Here is a 17,084-nt window from a genome sequence, read left to right on the forward strand (position 1 = left end):
AAGATAGACCGTGACCAATTTCGACGACGATGATGAGAGAATTGCGCCGCTGAAGCCCGAAGCCCGGCGAAAGTCGGTCGTGCTCGATCGCGCAATGACCGTCGCCGGGCTGGTGCTCGCAGGCGCAGCCGCATTCTTTCCCTGGTACGTCTTCTTCAACGAAGACAAGTTCGGCATCAATGTCGCCCAGGGGGAACGTACTCGCGATCTTCCGAACTGGCCGGCCCGCAACGTCTTCAGCGTTTCGCCACTGGCGATGGTCAACAAGAACCCGGACGGAAACAAGCCCGAGCTGCCGTTCGATCCGTTGACCACGGCGACCGTATCGAACATCGGCAAGGAGGACGACAAGGGGCCGCCGGCGACGGAGCAACCTTTCCCCGGCAAGTCCGGCTTCCGCTTGCTGCACGTCTCGAACGGCCGTGCGCTGATCGAGGATCCGTCGGGCATGTACGTGGTGCGCGTCGGCTCCATCCTGCCCGACCAGAGCCGTCTGGCGACGCTCGAGCAGCGCGACGGCAAATGGGTGATCGTGACGTCTAAGGGCGACGTCTACTAGGGCTTGGCCAGTGATGCGCGCCGTTCATCATCAAGGCTCCGTCGGACCTTCCGCCGGAGCCTTTTCTTTGCCGCCGGCTTTTGGGCCACCGCCGTCAAAGCCGGATCATCCGTAAGTCTGACGCAAGATTACCGCCGTAGGTTCGCCTCAGTAAAAACGGAGAGTTCCCATGCAACCGATTCAACTGTTCGACTTGGCCTCGCGGCAGGCGGAATGGCTGACGATTCGTCAGGAAGTCGTTGCCGGCAACATCGCGAACGCCAACACGCCGAAATACCGCGCCAAGGACATCACGCCCTTTCAGTCGGTTCTGGACAAATCCGACGTGACGATGGCGCGCACCAATGCCGCGCATCTGACCGGCAACGATCTCAACACGAAGGGCGATATCGACGTCAAGGACGCCGCGCTCGACCAGGAGATCGGTGTCCAGGAATCGGGCAACACGGTGGGCCTGGCAGAAGAACTCTCCAAGTCCGGTGAAATCAAGCGCCAATACGAGCTCAACACCTCGCTGGTCAGCTCCTTCAATCGACTGATGCTCATGACGGTGAAGACGTAATCATGGATCCTTTGACCGCAGCCTCGAAAATCGCAGCGTCCGGTCTGGAAGCGCAATCCACGCGCCTCCGGATCGTGTCGGAGAACATCGCGAACGCCCGTTCTACCGGCGACACGCCCGGCGCCGATCCCTATCGTCGCAAGACCATTACCTTCGGCGAGACCATGGACCGCACCACCGGCATCAAGACCGTCAACGTCAAGAAGCTCGGTGTCGACGAGTCCAAGTTCAGCACGGAATATGATCCAACCAATCCAGCAGCCGATGCGAAGGGTGTGGTCAAGATGCCCAACGTCAACATGCTGATCGAGATGGGCGACATGCGCGAAGCCAATCGCTCCTACGACGCCAATCTCCAGACCATCAAGCAAACCCGCGATCTCGTCTCCGCGACAATCGACCTTCTGAAGAGCCAGTAATGATCAACAGCGTCAACAATATCAGCTCCCTGTCGATGACCCGCGGCCTCGCCGCGATCGAGCCGGGCAAGTCCGCCGCCTCCTCGGCGGCCGAAAGCGCTGCCAACGACGGCAGCTTCAGCGCTGTGCTGAGCAACGTCGCGAGCGGCGCCGTCAGCACGCTGAAAAATGCCGAAGCAATGTCCTTCGCGGGCATCCAGGGCTCCGCCACCACGCGCGAAGTCGTCGATGCCGTCATGCAGGCGCAGCAGACGCTTCAGACCGCCATTGCCCTTCGCGACAAGGTCGTCACGGCCTTTCTCGATGTCACCCGGATGCAGATTTAGTTGATTTGAGGACGAAGCCATGAGAGCTCTAGCTATTGCTGCGACGGGTATGGATGCCCAGCAGACCAATCTTGAAGTCATCGCGAACAACATCGCGAACATCAACACCACGGGTTTCAAGCGCGCCCGCGCCGAATTCACCGATCTGCTCTATCAGACCGAGCGCGCCAAGGGCGTGTCGAACCGCGCCAACCAGGCGATCGTTCCCGAGGGCGCCAACATCGGTCTCGGTGTCCAGACGTCGGCCGTGCGTAACCTGCATATTCAGGGCGAACTCGCACAGACCGGCAACGATCTCGACCTGGCCATCGTCGGTCGCGGCTTCTTCCAGATTCAGTCGACGGACGGCACGACGGTCTATACCCGCGCCGGCGCGCTGAACAAGAACGAGACCGGCCAGATCGTCACGGTCGACGGCTACACCGTCGCTCCAAATATCACCATCCCGCAGGGCTCGACCGAGCTCACCGTCAGCCGCTCCGGCGAAGTTTCCGCGAAGCTTCCTGGCGCCACGGATCCGACGGTCCTCGGCCAGCTGCAGATCGCCGACTTTGTCAACGAGGCCGGTCTCCAGCCGCTCGGCGACAACCTCTACGCCCAGACGCCGGCCTCCGGCGATCCCGTCGTCGGCACACCCGATGAAAACAGCATGGGCTACCTGAAGCAGGGCTACCTGGAATCGTCGAACGTCGATCCCGTCAAGGAAATCACCGAGCTGATCTCCGCCCAGCGTGCCTATGAAATGAACTCCAAGGTCATCACCACCGCCGACGAAATGGCCTCCATCGTCAGCAAGAACCTGAAGTAGCAGGGAAGGGCCGAAACATGATGTTTTGCCGGGTCAGAAGCATTCTCCGACGGGCCGCACCAGCGGCGATCGCGCTCCTCGCGTTCGCCTCGGCTCCGGTATCCGCGACCGAGATGGGCTATGCCGTGGTTCCGACCACGACCATCTACCCCGGCGAAACAGTGTCCGGCGACCGCCTCCAGGAAGTCGAGGTCACCAATCCGAACCTCAAGGGCGACTACGCCAAGTCGATCGGCCAGGTTTCCGGCATGATTTCCAAGCGCACGCTGCTGCCCGGCCGCACGATCTCTGTCTCGGCCTTGCGCGAGCCCTACACCGTCACGCGCGGCTCTTCGATCCGCATGATCTTCACGGTTGGCGAGATGACGATCTCGGCGGCCGGATCACCGCTTGAGGACGGCATGACCGGCCAGCTCATCCGCGTCCGCAACATGGATTCGGGTGTGATCGTCAGCGGCACCGTACTCAAGGACGGCACCATCCACGTGGCTACAAAATGAAGATATTGTTTCGTCTTTTCATAGCGCTCGTCTTCCTGGCGCCGAATTTCCTGGCTGTTGCGCCCGCCTCGGCCATGTCCTCGCGTATCAAGGATATCGCTTCCCTGCAGTCGGGACGTGACAACCAGCTGATCGGTTACGGCTTGATCGTAGGCCTGCAGGGGACCGGTGACGGTTTCCGCGCGTCGCCGTTTACCGAACAGTCGATGCGCGCCATGCTGCAGAATCTCGGTATCTCCACGCAGGGCGGCCAGTCCAATGCGAAGAACACGGCGGCCGTCATGGTCACGGCCAATCTGCCGCCCTTCGCCAGTCCCGGCAGCCGGCTCGACGTCAACGTCAGCTCGCTCGGCGACGCTACCTCTTTGCGCGGCGGCACGCTCATCATGACATCGCTCTCCGGCGCCGATGGGCAGATCTATGCCGTTGCCCAGGGCTCCGTCGTTGTTTCCGGCTTCACGGCCCAGGGCCAGGCTGCGACCGTGACCGAAGGTGTCACCACCGCCGGTCGCGTTCCCGGCGGCGCGATCATCGAGCGCGAGCTGCCGTCCCGCTTCAAGGATTCCATCAATCTGGTGCTGCAGCTGCGCAATCCGGATTTCTCGACCGCGGTGCGTATCGCCGATGTCGTCAACGGTTATGCCCGGTCCCGCTTCGGCGGTCCGGTCGCCGACGCGAAGGACGCCCAGGAAGTCATCGTCCAGAAGCCGCGCGAGGCCGACCTGACCCGCCTGATGGCCGATATCGAAAATCTGATCGTCGAGACGGACACTCCGGCCAAGGTCGTGGTCAACGAAAGAACAGGCACCATCGTCATCGGTGCCGACGTCCGCGTCTCCCCGGTCGCCGTCAGCTATGGTACGCTCACGGTCCAGGTGACCGAGACGCCGCAGATCATCCAGCCCGAACCCTTCTCGCGCGGCGAGACGGCGGTACAGCCGCAGACGGATATCTCCGCGCTGAAGACCGGCGGCAAGGTGGCATTGCTTGATGGTCCCGATCTCAAGACGTTGGTGGCCGGCCTCAACAATATCGGCGTCAAGCCGGATGGCATCATCGCGATCCTCCAAGGGATCAAATCAGCCGGGGCGCTGCAGGCGGAGCTTGTGCTGCAATGATGAAGATCCTGGATCCTAAAATGTCTGTCGTCGAACTGGCGCGGCGTCTCGCGCTGCCCGCCGCCGCCGTTGTCCTGCTGTCAATCCCCGGCGCATTCGCCCAGGAGGCGGAGGCGCCGGCCGGCGATGTCGTCTCTCAGGATGAGATCAAGCAATTCTGCACGAATATTGCCGACCCCGCGCGAGACCAGCGCTATCTGCTGCAGAAGCAGGAGCTGGAAAAGCTCAGGGCCGATGTCGATACCCGTATCGCCGAGATGGAAAAGCGCCGCGACGAATATCAGGACTGGCTGAAGCGTCGCGACACCTTCCTGAAGCAGGCGGAAGCCGGGCTCACGGACATCTACAAGAAAATGAAGCCGGACGCAGCCGCATCGCAGCTGCAGGAAGTCAAGATCGAGGTTGCGGCAGCCGTCATCATGCGGCTCAGCGCGCAGCAATCGAGCCTGATCCTCAACGAGATGGATCCGCAGAAGGCGGCCGTCATCGCCAACATCATCGCCAGCGCGTCCGATCCCAATACGTCGAAGGACCCCTCATGAAGAAGCGTTTCCCGGTCGCGATCGCTGCCGTCGCCGTTCTTGCCGGCTGCCAGTCTCCGCAGGCGATCAACGAGATCGGCCGCGCGCCGGCCATGAGCCCGATCGGCAGCGGCCTTGCCTATGGCCAGACGCAGCAGATGTCGATGTATCCGAAGCAGCCGCGCCAGGTCGCCCAGGGCTATTCGCTCTGGAGTGATTCCCAGGCGGCACTCTTCAAGGATGCCCGCGCGCTCAACATCGGCGACATCCTGACGGTCGATATCTCGATCAACGACAAGGGTTCGTTCGAAAACAACACCAACCGCAGCCGCACGAACAGCAGCGGCCTGAATTGGGATGCACAGGCCAACATCCTCGGCTGGAATCCGGCGTCGAAGACCGATGTGACCTACGGTTCCGACACCAGCACCGACGGCAAGGGCAAGATCGAGCGTACCGACAAGCTGCAGCTGATGGTCGCCGCCGTCGTGACTGGCATCCTCGAAAACGGCAATCTCGTCGTCAGCGGCTCTCAGGAGGTGCGCCTGAACCAAGAGCTCCGCATCCTCAACGTCGCCGGTATCGTTCGTCCGCAGGACGTGACGGCCGAAAACCAGATTTCCTACGAGAAGATCGCCGAGGCGCGCATTTCCTACGGTGGTCGCGGCCGCCTGATGGAGGTGCAGCAGCCACCGCGCGGCCAGCAGGCCGTCGATCTTCTCTCGCCGCTCTGAGGCTGAACCATGGCAGACGCAGAAGGCACGGAAGGCCAGCCGAAGAAAAAATCGGCCGCAATGATGACCATCATCGGCCTCGCCGTGCTGACGCTGCTCGGCGCCGGCGGCGGCTGGGTCGTTGGCGGCATGATCGCTCCCAACATCAAGGGTGCGCAGCAGGAAGAGCATGCCAAGGAGGCAAAGGCTGCCGAGGGCGAGAAGAAGGAAGGCGAGGCGGGACTGCCTCACATTTCCACCGAAGCCAACAATGTCGTGCAGCTCGAGCCGATCACCTCCAACCTGGCGTACCCCTCGGAGAATTGGGTTCGGCTTGAAGTCGCACTCCTTTTCAACGGTCCGCCGGATGTGAAGGTCGCCGAGGATATCCACCAGGATATCATGGCCTATATCCGCACCGTTTCCCTGCAGCAGATCGAGGGTCCGAGAGGCTTCGATTATCTTAGGGATGACATCCAGGAACGTGTTGACCTGCGCGCTCAGGGCCGCGTATCGAAGGTGATGTTCAGGACCTTCGTCATCGAATGATTCGATTCCTTCTCGTTTTCGCTGCCATGATGGCGGCACCGGAGCTGGCGCACGCCCAGCAACTGCCGACCGATCTTTTGAACCTACCGGTCGATGGCTCGGTGGCGGCGTGGATCATTCGCACCTTCGGCCTGCTGACCATTTTGTCGGTCGCGCCCGGCATCCTGATCATGGTGACGAGCTTTCCTCGTTTCATCATCGCTTTTTCCATTCTTCGCAGTGGCATGGGCCTATCGACGACCCCGTCGAACATGATCCTGCTGTCGCTGTCGCTGTTCATGACTTTCTACGTCATGCAGCCGACCTTCAATCAGGCCTGGCAGAGCGGCGTCCAGCCGTTGCTGTCCAACCAGATCAACGAGCAGCAGGCTGTCGAGCGCATCGCCGAGCCTTTCCGCACCTTCATGGCCAACAACACCCGCGACAAGGACATGGCGCTGTTCGTCGACCTCGCCCGCGAGCGCGGCCAGGATGTCCAGACGGGGGAGAAGATCGATTATCGTGTTCTGCTGCCGGCCTTCATGATCTCCGAGATCCGCCGCGGCTTCGAAATCGGTTTCCTCGTGGTCCTGCCGTTCCTCGTCATCGACCTGATCGTCGCCACCATCACAATGGCCATGGGCATGATGATGTTGCCGCCCACCTCGATCTCCCTGCCGTTCAAGATCCTATTCTTCGTTCTGATCGATGGCTGGAATCTGCTCGTCGGCAGTCTGGTGCGATCCTTCCACTAACGCGGCCTTTGGCGCACACGCCTGAGTGCGACGCGTGGTGTCACCCGTCGCCTTGCGCTCGTTACTGTCATTTGCCTTAATCAGCCAAAACAGAGCCCCGCCGGCGTGCCGGCGGGGCTCTGTCATGAGGGTATACCGAAGAACGTTAGTCCAGCGAGACGAAAGGCTCCGTACGCGCCGGCAGCGCCGGTACCGCGATATGATCCGGGCCAAGACCCTGCTTCGCGCGCTCGATCATCAGCTCGTAGGCCTTTTCCAGATGCTGACGGAAGCGGTCTGAATCGAACAGCGGCATGATGCCTGCGTTCTGCTTCAGTCGCTGCCTGTAGCCGTTCAAGCGCTCAGGGTCCTGAGCCAGCCCGACTGCCATGTCTTCGTAGGCCTGGAGATCGGCGGCAACCAACTCCGGCAGGCCTACGGCGTTCAAGAGGCTTTCGCTGACGCGTGAAGCGAAATTGGTACCCTTCACCGTAAGCACCGGCAGGCCGCCCCAAAGCTGTTCGGACGTCGTCGTATGGCCGTTGACGGGGAAAGTGTCGATGCCGAGATCGGCAGCGCTCTGACGGTTGATGTGTTCCTGGTATTCGACGCGCTCGCAAAAGATCACGCGATCCGCACCGATACCTTGCTTGCTCATGTAGTTCACCATGTTGGTGCGCACCCGCGCCGACGACAACATGAGCCAAAGTACGCTGCCGGGTGTCCGCTTGAGGATATTGCACCAGACATCGAGCGTCTCGGCCGTGATCTTGCGGTTGGCGTTGAAAGAGGCGAACACGAAGGCATTCTCCGGAAGCCCGAGCTCAGCGCGCGACATCGGCTTCGGCCTCGGGCGGTTCGCCGTGTCGTTCGGCTGGTAGCTGTCCGGCATATGCACGAATTTCTCGTGGTAATGCGGCGCCGAGCTCATCGGCAGCACGAAGCGGTCGCCGATCGCGTAGTCGAGATCGATGTTGACGATGCTGCCGGGGAAGCCCAGCCACGCGACCTGGATGGGAGCTGCGCCGAAGTTGAGCACGTCCGGCCGCCCGCCGGCCGTGTAGCCCTTGAGATCGACAAGGATGTCGATCTGCTTCTCGCGGATCGCGGTGGCGGTCTCTTCATTCGACAGATCACGAATGGTGCAGACCTCGCCCCAAGCCGACCGGTCCGTCTTATTGGTCGCGATGTAATTTTCCGGTGTGTGGCAGAAGAGTGTGACTTCGAACCTGTCGCGGTCATGCAGTTCCAGAACGTTCTGCAGCAGCTTCATGGTGGCATGGTTTTCCCAGAAGTCGGACGACATGTAGCCGATACGAATCTTTTTGCCCCAGCTGTGCGGCACCGCCTTGCGGCGGGCGGCCAGCTGTTCCAGTGGCAGGTTCTTGAACGAGGCAAGCTGATTGAGCTTTTCGTCAGCGCACCAGTGAAGATGATAGAAGGGATTGTCCTTCTGCAGGATCGAATAATCTCCGCTCTCGATCATCTCGCGCACGGGCGCAAACAGCTTCTCGACCAGCTCGTAGTCGCAGACTTCGCGCGTGAAGACGAGATTGAGCAGGCGAAGCGCCGGAATATGCGGAAGCTTCTTGAACAGGTTCTGGACCAGCGTCCAGTTGGTGACGTCGACCAGTTCATCGCTGAGCAGGCGCACGGCCAGAACGACGTGCTCCGGATTGCTGCTCTCTGACAGGACTTTGCGATAGGGACTGATGAGATCCTTGCGTCCCTGCTTCAGGTGGATGGAGGCAAGAATATAGGCCAGGTCAGCCTCGTTGCGCGCGCGTTGCATGACGCGCAGACCGTTCAACAGCGCCTCCTCCTCGTTTCCGATCTCGTAGTACAGGAGTGCGGCTTCGCGGGTGTAGGCGGATTCCGGCTGGCTGTCCAAGCCACCTGCCAGAGCATAGGCGCTGGCCGCCTCGTTCTTGAAGCCCAGCTTGGCAAGGTTCTTGGCGAGCAACACATAGGTCTTAACGTCTTGCTGCGTGTCCACCAGCTTGTTCAAGATCTCCAGAGATTTGAGATACTGGCCCTTCTGGTAGTCCTTGGATGCTGCGGCAAAAGAGATGTTGGTGTTCAAGACCCCACTCCGTATCGGATTTCATAGAGAGGCGAGCACGAACCGAGCGCGATCGGACGGATTCGTTGCCTAGAATATTTCATTCTATGCACACGAAGCTTGCTTGAAACCGGTGAAACCCTCTGAACCCCCTGGAAAATAACGGGATTACGAACTGTTAACCACTCCCCTACCGGAACGCATTTCAGTAATTGTTTTAATCACTTCGCAATGAATGCCTGCGAAATTGACCCTCGACATGACGGGTTTGGCGGCCAGAATGATGGCGCCGAGTAGCATGAAGCTGGTCCGTCATCGCCGGTATAGAAGTCCGGTATGTCCTCCTTTTTTATCTCGTTCAGGGGACAGACTCATGACAAGCATTAACACAAACAACTCGGCGATGGCCGCACTCCAGACTCTGCGCAACGTCAACCAGGGTCTGACAGATACGCAGAAGGCCGTTTCGTCCGGCCTGCGCGTTGGCAAGGCTTCCGACAACGCTGCCTACTGGTCCATCGCCACCACCATGAAGTCCGACAACAAGGCCCTCTCGGCTGTTTCGGACGCACTCGGCATGGGTGCTGCCAAGCTCGACACAGCTTACACCGCTGTTGACAGCGCGATCGATATCGTCGGCGAAATCAAGGCCAAGCTGGTCGCTGCTTCTGAAAAGGGCGTCGACAAGGACAAGGTTCAGGACGAAATCACGCAGCTCCAGGCACAGCTTTACAGCGTTGCCCAGTCTGCTTCGTTCAACGGCGAGAACTGGGTCAACAACGCCGGCGGCACCGTCAGCGTCGTTTCCTCCTTCGTTCGCGGCACCGACGGCACCGTTTCGATCAAGACCACCGACTACGTTCTCGATGGCACCAACACGCTGTTTAACGGCGGCACCAGCGGTGGCATCCTGGGTGCTGATGGTACTGCATCGGACAAGTCGGTCTACAGCTTCACGATCGGTTCCACCACGACGCAGGGTGACATTGACGACCTGCTCACGGACGTCGAATCTGCTCTGAAGTCGATGACGACGCTCGGCTCGCAGCTCGGTTCGCTCCAGAGCCGCGTCGATATCCAGACCGACTTCGTATCGTCGCTGAGCGACTCGATCGACTCCGGTATTGGCCGTCTCGTCGACGCCGACATGGAAGAGGAATCTTCCAAGCTCAGTGCCCTGCAGACGCAGCAGCAGCTGGCTATCCAGTCGCTGTCGATCGCTAACTCCTCTTCGCAGAACATCCTCTCGCTGTTCCGCTAATAGACGGTCCGAGATCGTTACGAAAACAATGGCGGCCGGGTATTTCCCGGCCGCTAATATTTTAAGGATGGGTTAACGTGGCAGCTCCTAACCCACGGAATTTTATATTAATTTCCATTATCCAATTTAAGCTTTCTTAACCATATTGGGGTTTTATGTGCTCATCGAAACGGTGAGTTGACCCTGCCAAGGAGCGGTCAACAGGCATGACGCTGACCACCGTTCCCGGTAGAAAACCCGGAATGTCCCTTCATATCAATTCTGCCAAAGGGGCAAATTAGATGACCAGCATTCTGACCAACAATTCCGCAATGGCCGCGCTCCAGACGTTGCGCAGCGTCAACAGCGACCTGTCGACGACTCAGGGCCGCGTGTCTTCCGGCCTGCGCGTTGGCAAGGCTTCCGACAACGCTGCCTACTGGTCCATCGCCACCACCATGAAGTCCGACAACAAGGCCCTCTCGGCTGTTTCGGACGCACTCGGCATGGGTGCCGCAAAGATTGATACGGCTTACACCGCTGTTGACAGCGCCATCGACCTGGTTGGCGAAATCAAGGCCAAGCTGGTTGCTGCCTCTGAAAAGGGCGTCGACAAGGGTAAGGTTCAGGACGAAATCACGCAGCTCCAGGCACAGCTTTACAGCGTTGCCCAGTCTGCTTCGTTCAACGGCGAAAACTGGGTCAACAATGCCGGCGGCACCGTCAGCGTCGTTTCCTCCTTCGTTCGCGGCACCGACGGCACCGTTTCGATCAAGACCACCGACTACGTTCTCGACGCCACGAACACGCTGTTCAACGGTGGCACCGAAGGCGGCATCCTGGGTGCCACCGGCGTTGCATCGGACAAGTCGGTTTATGGCTTCACGATCGGCTCCACCACGACGCAGGCCGAAATCGACAATCTGCTCACGGACGTCGAATCTGCTCTGAAGTCGATGACGACGCTCGGCTCGCAGCTCGGTTCGCTCCAGAGCCGCGTCGAAATCCAGACCGACTTCGTATCGTCGCTGAGCGACTCGATCGACTCCGGTATTGGCCGTCTTGTCGACGCCGACATGGAAGAGGAATCTTCCAAGCTCAGCGCCCTGCAGACGCAGCAGCAGCTGGCGGTTCAGTCGCTGTCGATCGCGAACTCCTCTTCGCAGAACATCCTGTCGCTGTTCCGCAGCTAATAATCGGAGCGCCCGATGGCGCTCTGAAAAGCTTGGATCGCCGGTCTTTCCGGCTGTTGCAATCGAAAGCCGTGCTCACCCGAGCACGGCTTTTTTCGTGCGTTAACCTTTTGTTAACCGAACTGCTGTCTTTTGCGGTCAGCGAAACGGTATGTTAACCAAACTTAAGAAGCGGTTAGCAGGCATGAAGCTGATTTCCGTTACCGGTAACCGACCGGAATGTCCCTTTTAAAATTTGCCATCAAGGGGCGATCTTTTCATGACGAGTATTTTGACGAACGTCGCGGCGATGTCCGCGCTGCAGACTCTTCGCGGCATCAACAGCAACCTTCAGGACACGCAGGGGCGGGTATCTTCCGGCTATCGCGTCGCCGAAGCCAAGGACAATGCCGCATACTGGTCGATCGCTACCACGATGCGTTCCGACAACAAGGCTCTGTCCGCCGTCTCGGATGCCCTCGGATTGGGCGCGGCCAAGGTTGATACGGCTTACTCCGCGCTCGACAGCGCGATCGATATCGTTACGGAGATCAAGGCAAAGATCGTAGCCGCAACGGAAAAGGGCGTCGACAAGGCGAAGATCCAGGATGAGATTGGCCAGCTTCAGCAACAGTTGCTGAGCGTGGCGCAATCCGCGTCGTTCTCCGGTGAAAATTGGGTCGCCGGTAACACGACAAAGAGCGTGGTCTCATCCTTCGTGCGCGACGCGAATGGCGAAGTTTCCGTCAAGACGACGGAATATGTTCTGAACGACGCGTCCAGCGGTAATGTTCTGTTCGGAATGACGAGCGTTGGGGGAATCGATACCGAAACCGGCATCATCGGCACTTCCTATGCCAGCGTTGGCTCCATTTTTGAGATGGATATCAATACGTTCAGCGTGGACGATATCAACGTGGCGTTGACGACGGTCGAGTCCGGTCTAGGCGCCCTGACCAAGGCGGCATCGCAGCTGGGTTCCATCTCGACCCGCATCGACCTGCAGGAGAGCTTTGTCTCCAACTTGAGCGACTCGATCGACTCGGGCGTGGGGCGTCTTGTTGATGCCGACATGGAAGAGGAATCCAGCAAACTGACGGCGCTGCAGACGCAGCAGCAGTTGGCAATCCAGTCGCTGTCGATCGCGAATTCGAGCGCCCAGAACGTTCTCACGCTCTTCCAGAACTGATAGCGAATGGCCGCAGGCGGCAACGCCTGATATACGAAAGCATACGGAAAGCCGCACTCTTGCGATGCGGCTTTCTCTTTGTTTTTGAAACATTATTCAAGATTGCGCGAAGCTTGCGGCGCTGGTCCTCTGGCTCTTGCGGACCCGGCATCGCTTGTTTACCTTCGCTTAACAGTTGATTTGTTTTCAGCGACAAGCCGGCTCGGGAAACCAGTCGGCGGGCATGACGCCAGGTCAGTCGCTGCCGGTAGTCCGGTCTTTCCCTCGCATCCCATTAAGAGCTTAACGATGACCTATAGAATTTCGAGCGCCGGGCAGGTCAATGCTCTGGCAGCACTGCGCATCATCAACAGGGATACCGCGACCGTACAGCAGCAGACCTCGTCCGGGGCCCGCGTCGAAACCGCTTCCGATGATGCGACCTACTGGTCCTATGCCAGCGTGATGCAATCGGACAGCAGTTCGCTCAACAATATTCACGATGCGCTCGGCGTCGGCGCTTCGAAGGTCGATACGGCTTATACCTCGATGAACAGCCTGATCGATCAGCTCGGCGATATCCGCTCCTTGCTTGTGAGCGCGCAGGAGGCGGGCGTCGACAAGAACAAGCTCAACACAACGTTGAGCGAACTCAAGAGCCAGATGCAGACGACGGTCCAGACGACCAACTTTGCCGGGGAGAATTGGCTGCTGAACCGCGACACGAACCTGCCCACCTCGCGTTCGGTCATCGGTGGTTTCGTGCGTGGTCCGAACGGCGACTACCAGATGCAGAACATCTCTTTCCCCGCCGGAGATACCGTCATGATCGACATGAACGATGCAAGCCGGGGCCTCCTGACCAAGGCGGTCAATGCCAATACCGACGACACCACGCCGGCTCGCAACTACTACCTGCTCAATGCCGGTTCTTCTGCCGGAGCGGCCGGAAACGAGATCGCGCTTGACAGCAATACGACCGACGAACAGTTGAAGGACATGCTCGGCGTTGTCGACCAGCTGCTCGGCACCCTGACGACGACGGCAGCTGGCCTTGGCATCATGAGTGCGCGTATCGACGACCGTGTTACCTATACAAAGAACATGGCCGATCTCACGGACAAGGGCCTCCATGCCCTGATCGATACCGATATGGACGAAGCCTCCGTTCGCCTCAAGTCGCTGCTCACGCAACAGCAGATGGGTACCGAAGCCGTCTCCATTTTGAACACGGCGGCAAGCAAGGTTCTGATCCTTCTGCAGTAATCGGGCATCGCCGTCAGCGTCAGGCGTTCTGGTGGCCTTCATCCTCGCGCAAGTTTGACCTCCTAGTTTCGAGCCGTGATGGCGCTGTGTGAAAATCGCGCCTGAGCGTTGTCTGATTGAAATGGGGCGCGGCATGTCGCAGTTGTCTGTTGGTACGAGGTGGTTTTTGTGAGCGCACAGCTTTCTCGCTACCTGAAGGATTTCGGCGAGCCGGTGGCGGTCATTCCTGCCGTGGAACCGGATGATCTCGCCGTCGACTTCGGCGTGCTGCTTGATTTGCCGCCGGCAGAGCCGGAAATCGACGTCGACGCCGAAAAGCAGGCCGCTCACGCGGCCGGACTTGCGGAAGCAACGGCGGCGCTGACGCAGAAGTACGAGGCCGAGGCCGAAACCATTGCGGCTGTGCACGAACGTCAGGTCGAAGAAATTCGCAACCAGTATGAGGTCGAGGCGGCGGCCTTGATTGCGACGCGACTCGAGTCCATCGCCGCAGAGATTGCCGAACTCGTCAGCGCCAGCGTCGCAAAGGTGTTGGCCCCTGTCATGACCGAGTTTCTGGTCGACAAGGCCGTTGCCGATCTTGCGGCCGAATTGCGGGCCGCGATCATGGAAGGGGATGCCGGCTGCGTCGCAGTCAGCGGTCCGACGGTGCTCTTCGAGGCATTGAAAAAGCAACTTGGCAAGAAGGCGGATCTTCTTCGTCACCATGAAACGGGCGATCTCGATCTGACTGCAGAACTTGGCGACGCTGTGCTTGTGACTCGCGTGTCCGCTTGGGCGACGAGCTTGAAGAAAGTTGTGGAATGAGTGAAAGCGAGAACCACCACCACGGCAAGAACGAAATCATCATCGTCAAGAAACATGGCGGTGGCGATCACGGCGGCGCGCATGGCGGCGCCTGGAAGATCGCCTATGCCGACTTCATGACAGCGATGATGGCCTTCTTCCTCGTCATGTGGCTCGTCAACGCCGCCAACGAGGAAACCAAGGCCTCCGTCGCGACATACTTCAATCCGATCAAGCTTGCCGATGAAAAGCCGACCGAGAAGGGCTTGAAGAAGCCGGTCGAGCAGGCGGATGGCGAAGAGAAGCAGGACAAGTCGAAGGAGAAAGAGGACGAGCCCACGACAGGCGCGTCGGCTGCCAACGGCGACGACCAGACCTCTACGTCAGGCGACCAGACAAACTATTCGGAGGCCGACTTCTTCGAAAATCCCTACTCCGTGCTTGCCGAGATCGCGCAAGAAGTGGGACAGCAGGCAAATGTCAGCGCCAAGGGCGAGGGCGGTGCGGCCGATTCCGGTCCGGCGACCGGCGCGGACGGCGGTGAGGCCTATCGCGATCCGTTCGATCCCGATTTCTGGACGAAGCAGGTCGAGGTCACTCATGCCGACAAGCGTGACCCGAACGCGGCCGATGCGGCGCAGGATTCCGTCGAGCTTGCCAAGGCCGAAGCGCAAAAATCCGAGGAGTTGACCAAACCCGCCGACGTTGAAAAGGCGGATGCCGAAAACTTGCCAGCTGAAAAGGAAGCCAAGGCGTCTGACGGCATTGCAACGCAGGAGGAGCTGGCGGCTGCGCAAAGCGAGGCAGTCAAGGCGGGCGGGCAAACTCCCCAGGCCAAGGCCGAGGAGAAGAAACAAGCTGACGAGCTTCAGAAGGAAATCGCCCAGCAGATCGGCGGCGTTGCCGGCAAGCTTGCGGAAGGCTTGACGGTCACGCCCGCGGAGGGCGGCCTTCTCGTCAGCCTCTCCGACCAGAGCGACGATTCCATGTTCAATGTCGGCTCGGCCGTTCCCCGCAAGGAGATGGTGTTGGCGATGGAGAAGATCGGTGAGGTCCTCAAGGACAAACCCGGCGCTATCGTGATACGCGGCCATACCGATGGTCGTCAGTACAAGGGTGAGAACGAGAACTGGCGGCTCTCCATGGACCGCGCCCAGGCGGCTTATTACATGATCGTACGCGGCGGCATGGCCGAAAAGCGCATCTCGCAGGTTTCGGGCTTCGCCGATCGCAAGCTTAAGGACGCGGCCGATCCGTTTAGCGCCTCCAACCGTCGCATCGAAATTCTGGTGCAGGCGGATCAGAGCTGACCATGGCCCGTCGTCACCGCCATCTGCTGCTTCTCCTTGCCGGTCTTGCCACCGCCCTTCCCGTGGCGGGCAGGGCGGAAGATCAGGAGAACGTCGAGCCCTACAAGATGCTGAGATCCCTGCAGTTCGTGCAGGACTCGGTGGTGCAGGGCGATCATTCGGCCGGTGAAATGCAGCGCTTCATGCTGAACACGATAGACCAGCGCTTGCGCACCGTTGATTTCTCCGTTTTCGAGGATGACCGCAACGTCGACGCCGCACTGATCTATGCGATGAGCGGCGGCAATCCGCAGACCCTGGAATATCTCGTCTCGCGCGACGTGAACGGCTATTTCGACAATCGCGTTACCGATGTCCTGCGCAAGTATCTGAGCGGCAAGGGTCTTCTCGTCGCCAAGAGCCTCGTGGAGACGGCGAACGAGTACAAGGACAAGAAGATCGGCCCTTATCTTGCGCTGGTCGGTGGTAATGTCACGATCGCCAAGAGCCCGCAGGAAGCGCTTAAGCTTTACGATCAGGCACGCCTCAACGAGCCGGGCACCATCGTCGAGGAGGCGGCGTTGCGCCGCTCGCTGGCGATCTGCGTCGATACCGGCCTGGTGGACAAGGGGCTCGATTATTCGCAGCGCTATGTGCGCCGCTTCCTCCACTCGCCCTACGCCAGCCAATTCGCCGATCTCTTCGTAAAGCTGCTGGTCGATCACGATCATCAGGTCAAGCCGGACGACGTCGTCGGCATTCTGAGTTTCATGGACGAAGCGCGCCAACGTGAGGTTTATCTGCGGATCGCACGCGCCGCCGCTATTGCTGGCAAGGGCGAATTGGCGCGCATGTCGGCGGGACGGGCGCAAGCTTTGTCTGGCGATGCCGGCAATGCCTTCGGTGCGCTCGCCGATTTCTATGGCGGCATGGCGGCGATCTCCACCGACAAGGTCGATGCGGCGGCCAAGGACATCAATACGATTGGCGACAATGAACTATCACCACGCGACAAGGCGCTCCGCGCCGCCGCGAGGGCCGTTGCCGAGCAGGTTCTACGCGCGCCGGATCCCGCAAGTTTGACGCAAGTATCCGCCCCTAAATCTAGCGGGCAAGAAATCACTTCTGGCCAGGAAAGTGCCTCGCCGATGGGGGAGGAGGGAGACGATCCTGGTGCGGTGGAAGCGGCATCCGTGCCCGCTTCCGGTGCGGAGGGGTTGCAGAATGGTGACCCTGCCTTCAGCTCATTTGTAACGTCAAGTCGGTCCCGGTTGGATGAGATCGACGGTCTGTTGAACAAAGAAAGCAATTGA

19 protein-coding genes are annotated in these 17,084 nt (G+C 59.7%); 18 read left to right on the forward strand and 1 reads right to left on the reverse strand.

Going from position 1 to position 17,084, the window contains the following annotated elements; all coding sequences use genetic code 11:
• Positions 1-10 precede the first annotated feature (10 nt).
• The 11 genes from QTL95_RS10820 to fliP all read left to right on the forward strand — a co-directional run bounded on the left by QTL95_RS10820 (position 11) and on the right by fliP (position 6,809).
• The gene (locus tag QTL95_RS10820; protein ID WP_289719971.1) at positions 11-559 is read left to right on the forward strand and encodes a flagellar protein; all 549 of its coding nucleotides are present in this window, start codon (positions 11-13) and stop codon (positions 557-559) included.
• A gap of 169 nt (positions 560-728) precedes the next feature.
• A complete protein-coding gene (flgB, locus tag QTL95_RS10825) occupies positions 729-1,121 on the forward strand; it encodes a flagellar basal body rod protein FlgB (protein ID WP_037187451.1) in 393 nt (130 codons plus the stop codon).
• A gap of 2 nt (positions 1,122-1,123) precedes the next feature.
• Positions 1,124-1,540, forward strand: a complete 417-nt coding sequence (flgC, locus tag QTL95_RS10830; protein WP_037187448.1) for a flagellar basal body rod protein FlgC — start codon at positions 1,124-1,126, stop codon at positions 1,538-1,540.
• Positions 1,540-1,866, forward strand: a complete 327-nt coding sequence (locus tag QTL95_RS10835; RefSeq protein ID WP_289719972.1) for a flagellar hook-basal body complex protein FliE — start codon at positions 1,540-1,542, stop codon at positions 1,864-1,866. Before flgC ends, QTL95_RS10835 begins: the two co-directional genes overlap by 1 nt.
• Positions 1,867-1,885: 19 nt before the next feature.
• Positions 1,886-2,674, forward strand: a complete 789-nt coding sequence (gene flgG / locus QTL95_RS10840) for a flagellar basal-body rod protein FlgG (protein WP_289719973.1) — start codon at positions 1,886-1,888, stop codon at positions 2,672-2,674.
• Between the two features lie 17 nt (positions 2,675-2,691).
• Entirely contained in the window at positions 2,692-3,174 is a 483-nt protein-coding gene (gene flgA / locus QTL95_RS10845; RefSeq protein WP_289719974.1) for a flagellar basal body P-ring formation chaperone FlgA, read from the forward strand.
• Positions 3,171-4,292, forward strand: a complete 1,122-nt coding sequence (locus QTL95_RS10850; protein ID WP_289719975.1) for a flagellar basal body P-ring protein FlgI — start codon at positions 3,171-3,173, stop codon at positions 4,290-4,292. Before flgA ends, QTL95_RS10850 begins: the two co-directional genes overlap by 4 nt.
• Positions 4,289-4,834 (forward strand): MotE family protein, encoded by a 546-nt coding sequence (locus tag QTL95_RS10855; RefSeq protein WP_289719976.1) that lies wholly within the window; start codon positions 4,289-4,291, stop codon positions 4,832-4,834. Before QTL95_RS10850 ends, QTL95_RS10855 begins: the two co-directional genes overlap by 4 nt.
• The gene (flgH, locus tag QTL95_RS10860; protein ID WP_289719977.1) at positions 4,831-5,547 is read left to right on the forward strand and encodes a flagellar basal body L-ring protein FlgH; all 717 of its coding nucleotides are present in this window, start codon (positions 4,831-4,833) and stop codon (positions 5,545-5,547) included. The genes QTL95_RS10855 and flgH overlap by 4 nt, the downstream gene beginning before the upstream one ends.
• Before the next feature lie 9 nt (positions 5,548-5,556).
• Positions 5,557-6,075 carry a flagellar basal body-associated FliL family protein gene (locus tag QTL95_RS10865; protein WP_289719978.1) on the forward strand — a complete coding sequence of 173 codons (519 nt, stop codon included), beginning with the start codon at positions 5,557-5,559 and terminating at the stop codon, positions 6,073-6,075.
• A complete protein-coding gene (fliP, locus tag QTL95_RS10870; protein ID WP_289719979.1) occupies positions 6,072-6,809 on the forward strand; it encodes a flagellar type III secretion system pore protein FliP in 738 nt (245 codons plus the stop codon). The genes QTL95_RS10865 and fliP overlap by 4 nt, the downstream gene beginning before the upstream one ends.
• A gap of 145 nt (positions 6,810-6,954) precedes the next feature.
• Here the strand turns inward: fliP and QTL95_RS10875 are convergent, their stop codons facing one another.
• A complete protein-coding gene (locus QTL95_RS10875; protein WP_289719980.1) occupies positions 6,955-8,871 on the reverse strand; it encodes an O-linked N-acetylglucosamine transferase, SPINDLY family protein in 1,917 nt (638 codons plus the stop codon).
• Positions 8,872-9,223: 352 nt separating this feature from the next.
• On the opposite strand from QTL95_RS10875, the gene QTL95_RS10880 reads away from it, so the two are divergent.
• From QTL95_RS10880 to motC, 7 genes are all read left to right on the forward strand, one after another.
• Positions 9,224-10,111: a flagellin N-terminal helical domain-containing protein gene (locus tag QTL95_RS10880; protein ID WP_289719981.1), complete on the forward strand. Its 888-nt coding sequence runs from the start codon at positions 9,224-9,226 to the stop codon at positions 10,109-10,111.
• Between the two features lie 281 nt (positions 10,112-10,392).
• Positions 10,393-11,283, forward strand: a complete 891-nt coding sequence (locus tag QTL95_RS10885; protein WP_289719982.1) for a flagellin N-terminal helical domain-containing protein — start codon at positions 10,393-10,395, stop codon at positions 11,281-11,283.
• A 259-nt stretch (positions 11,284-11,542) separates the two neighbouring features.
• A complete protein-coding gene (locus QTL95_RS10890) occupies positions 11,543-12,451 on the forward strand; it encodes a flagellin N-terminal helical domain-containing protein (RefSeq protein ID WP_289719984.1) in 909 nt (302 codons plus the stop codon).
• A 288-nt stretch (positions 12,452-12,739) separates the two neighbouring features.
• Positions 12,740-13,696, forward strand: coding sequence for a flagellin N-terminal helical domain-containing protein (locus QTL95_RS10895; RefSeq protein WP_289719985.1), 957 nt, complete (start codon positions 12,740-12,742; stop codon positions 13,694-13,696).
• A 168-nt stretch (positions 13,697-13,864) separates the two neighbouring features.
• Complete coding sequence (locus QTL95_RS10900) at positions 13,865-14,503, forward strand: hypothetical protein (RefSeq protein ID WP_289719986.1); 639 nt, start codon at positions 13,865-13,867, stop codon at positions 14,501-14,503.
• The gene (locus QTL95_RS10905; protein ID WP_289719987.1) at positions 14,500-15,792 is read left to right on the forward strand and encodes a MotB family protein; all 1,293 of its coding nucleotides are present in this window, start codon (positions 14,500-14,502) and stop codon (positions 15,790-15,792) included. The genes QTL95_RS10900 and QTL95_RS10905 overlap by 4 nt, the downstream gene beginning before the upstream one ends.
• A 2-nt stretch (positions 15,793-15,794) precedes the next feature.
• Entirely contained in the window at positions 15,795-17,084 is a 1,290-nt protein-coding gene (gene motC, locus QTL95_RS10910) for a chemotaxis protein MotC (RefSeq protein WP_289719988.1), read from the forward strand.

The organism is Rhizobium sp. S152, assembly GCF_030380735.1.
Taxonomy (GTDB): domain Bacteria; phylum Pseudomonadota; class Alphaproteobacteria; order Rhizobiales; family Rhizobiaceae; genus Rhizobium.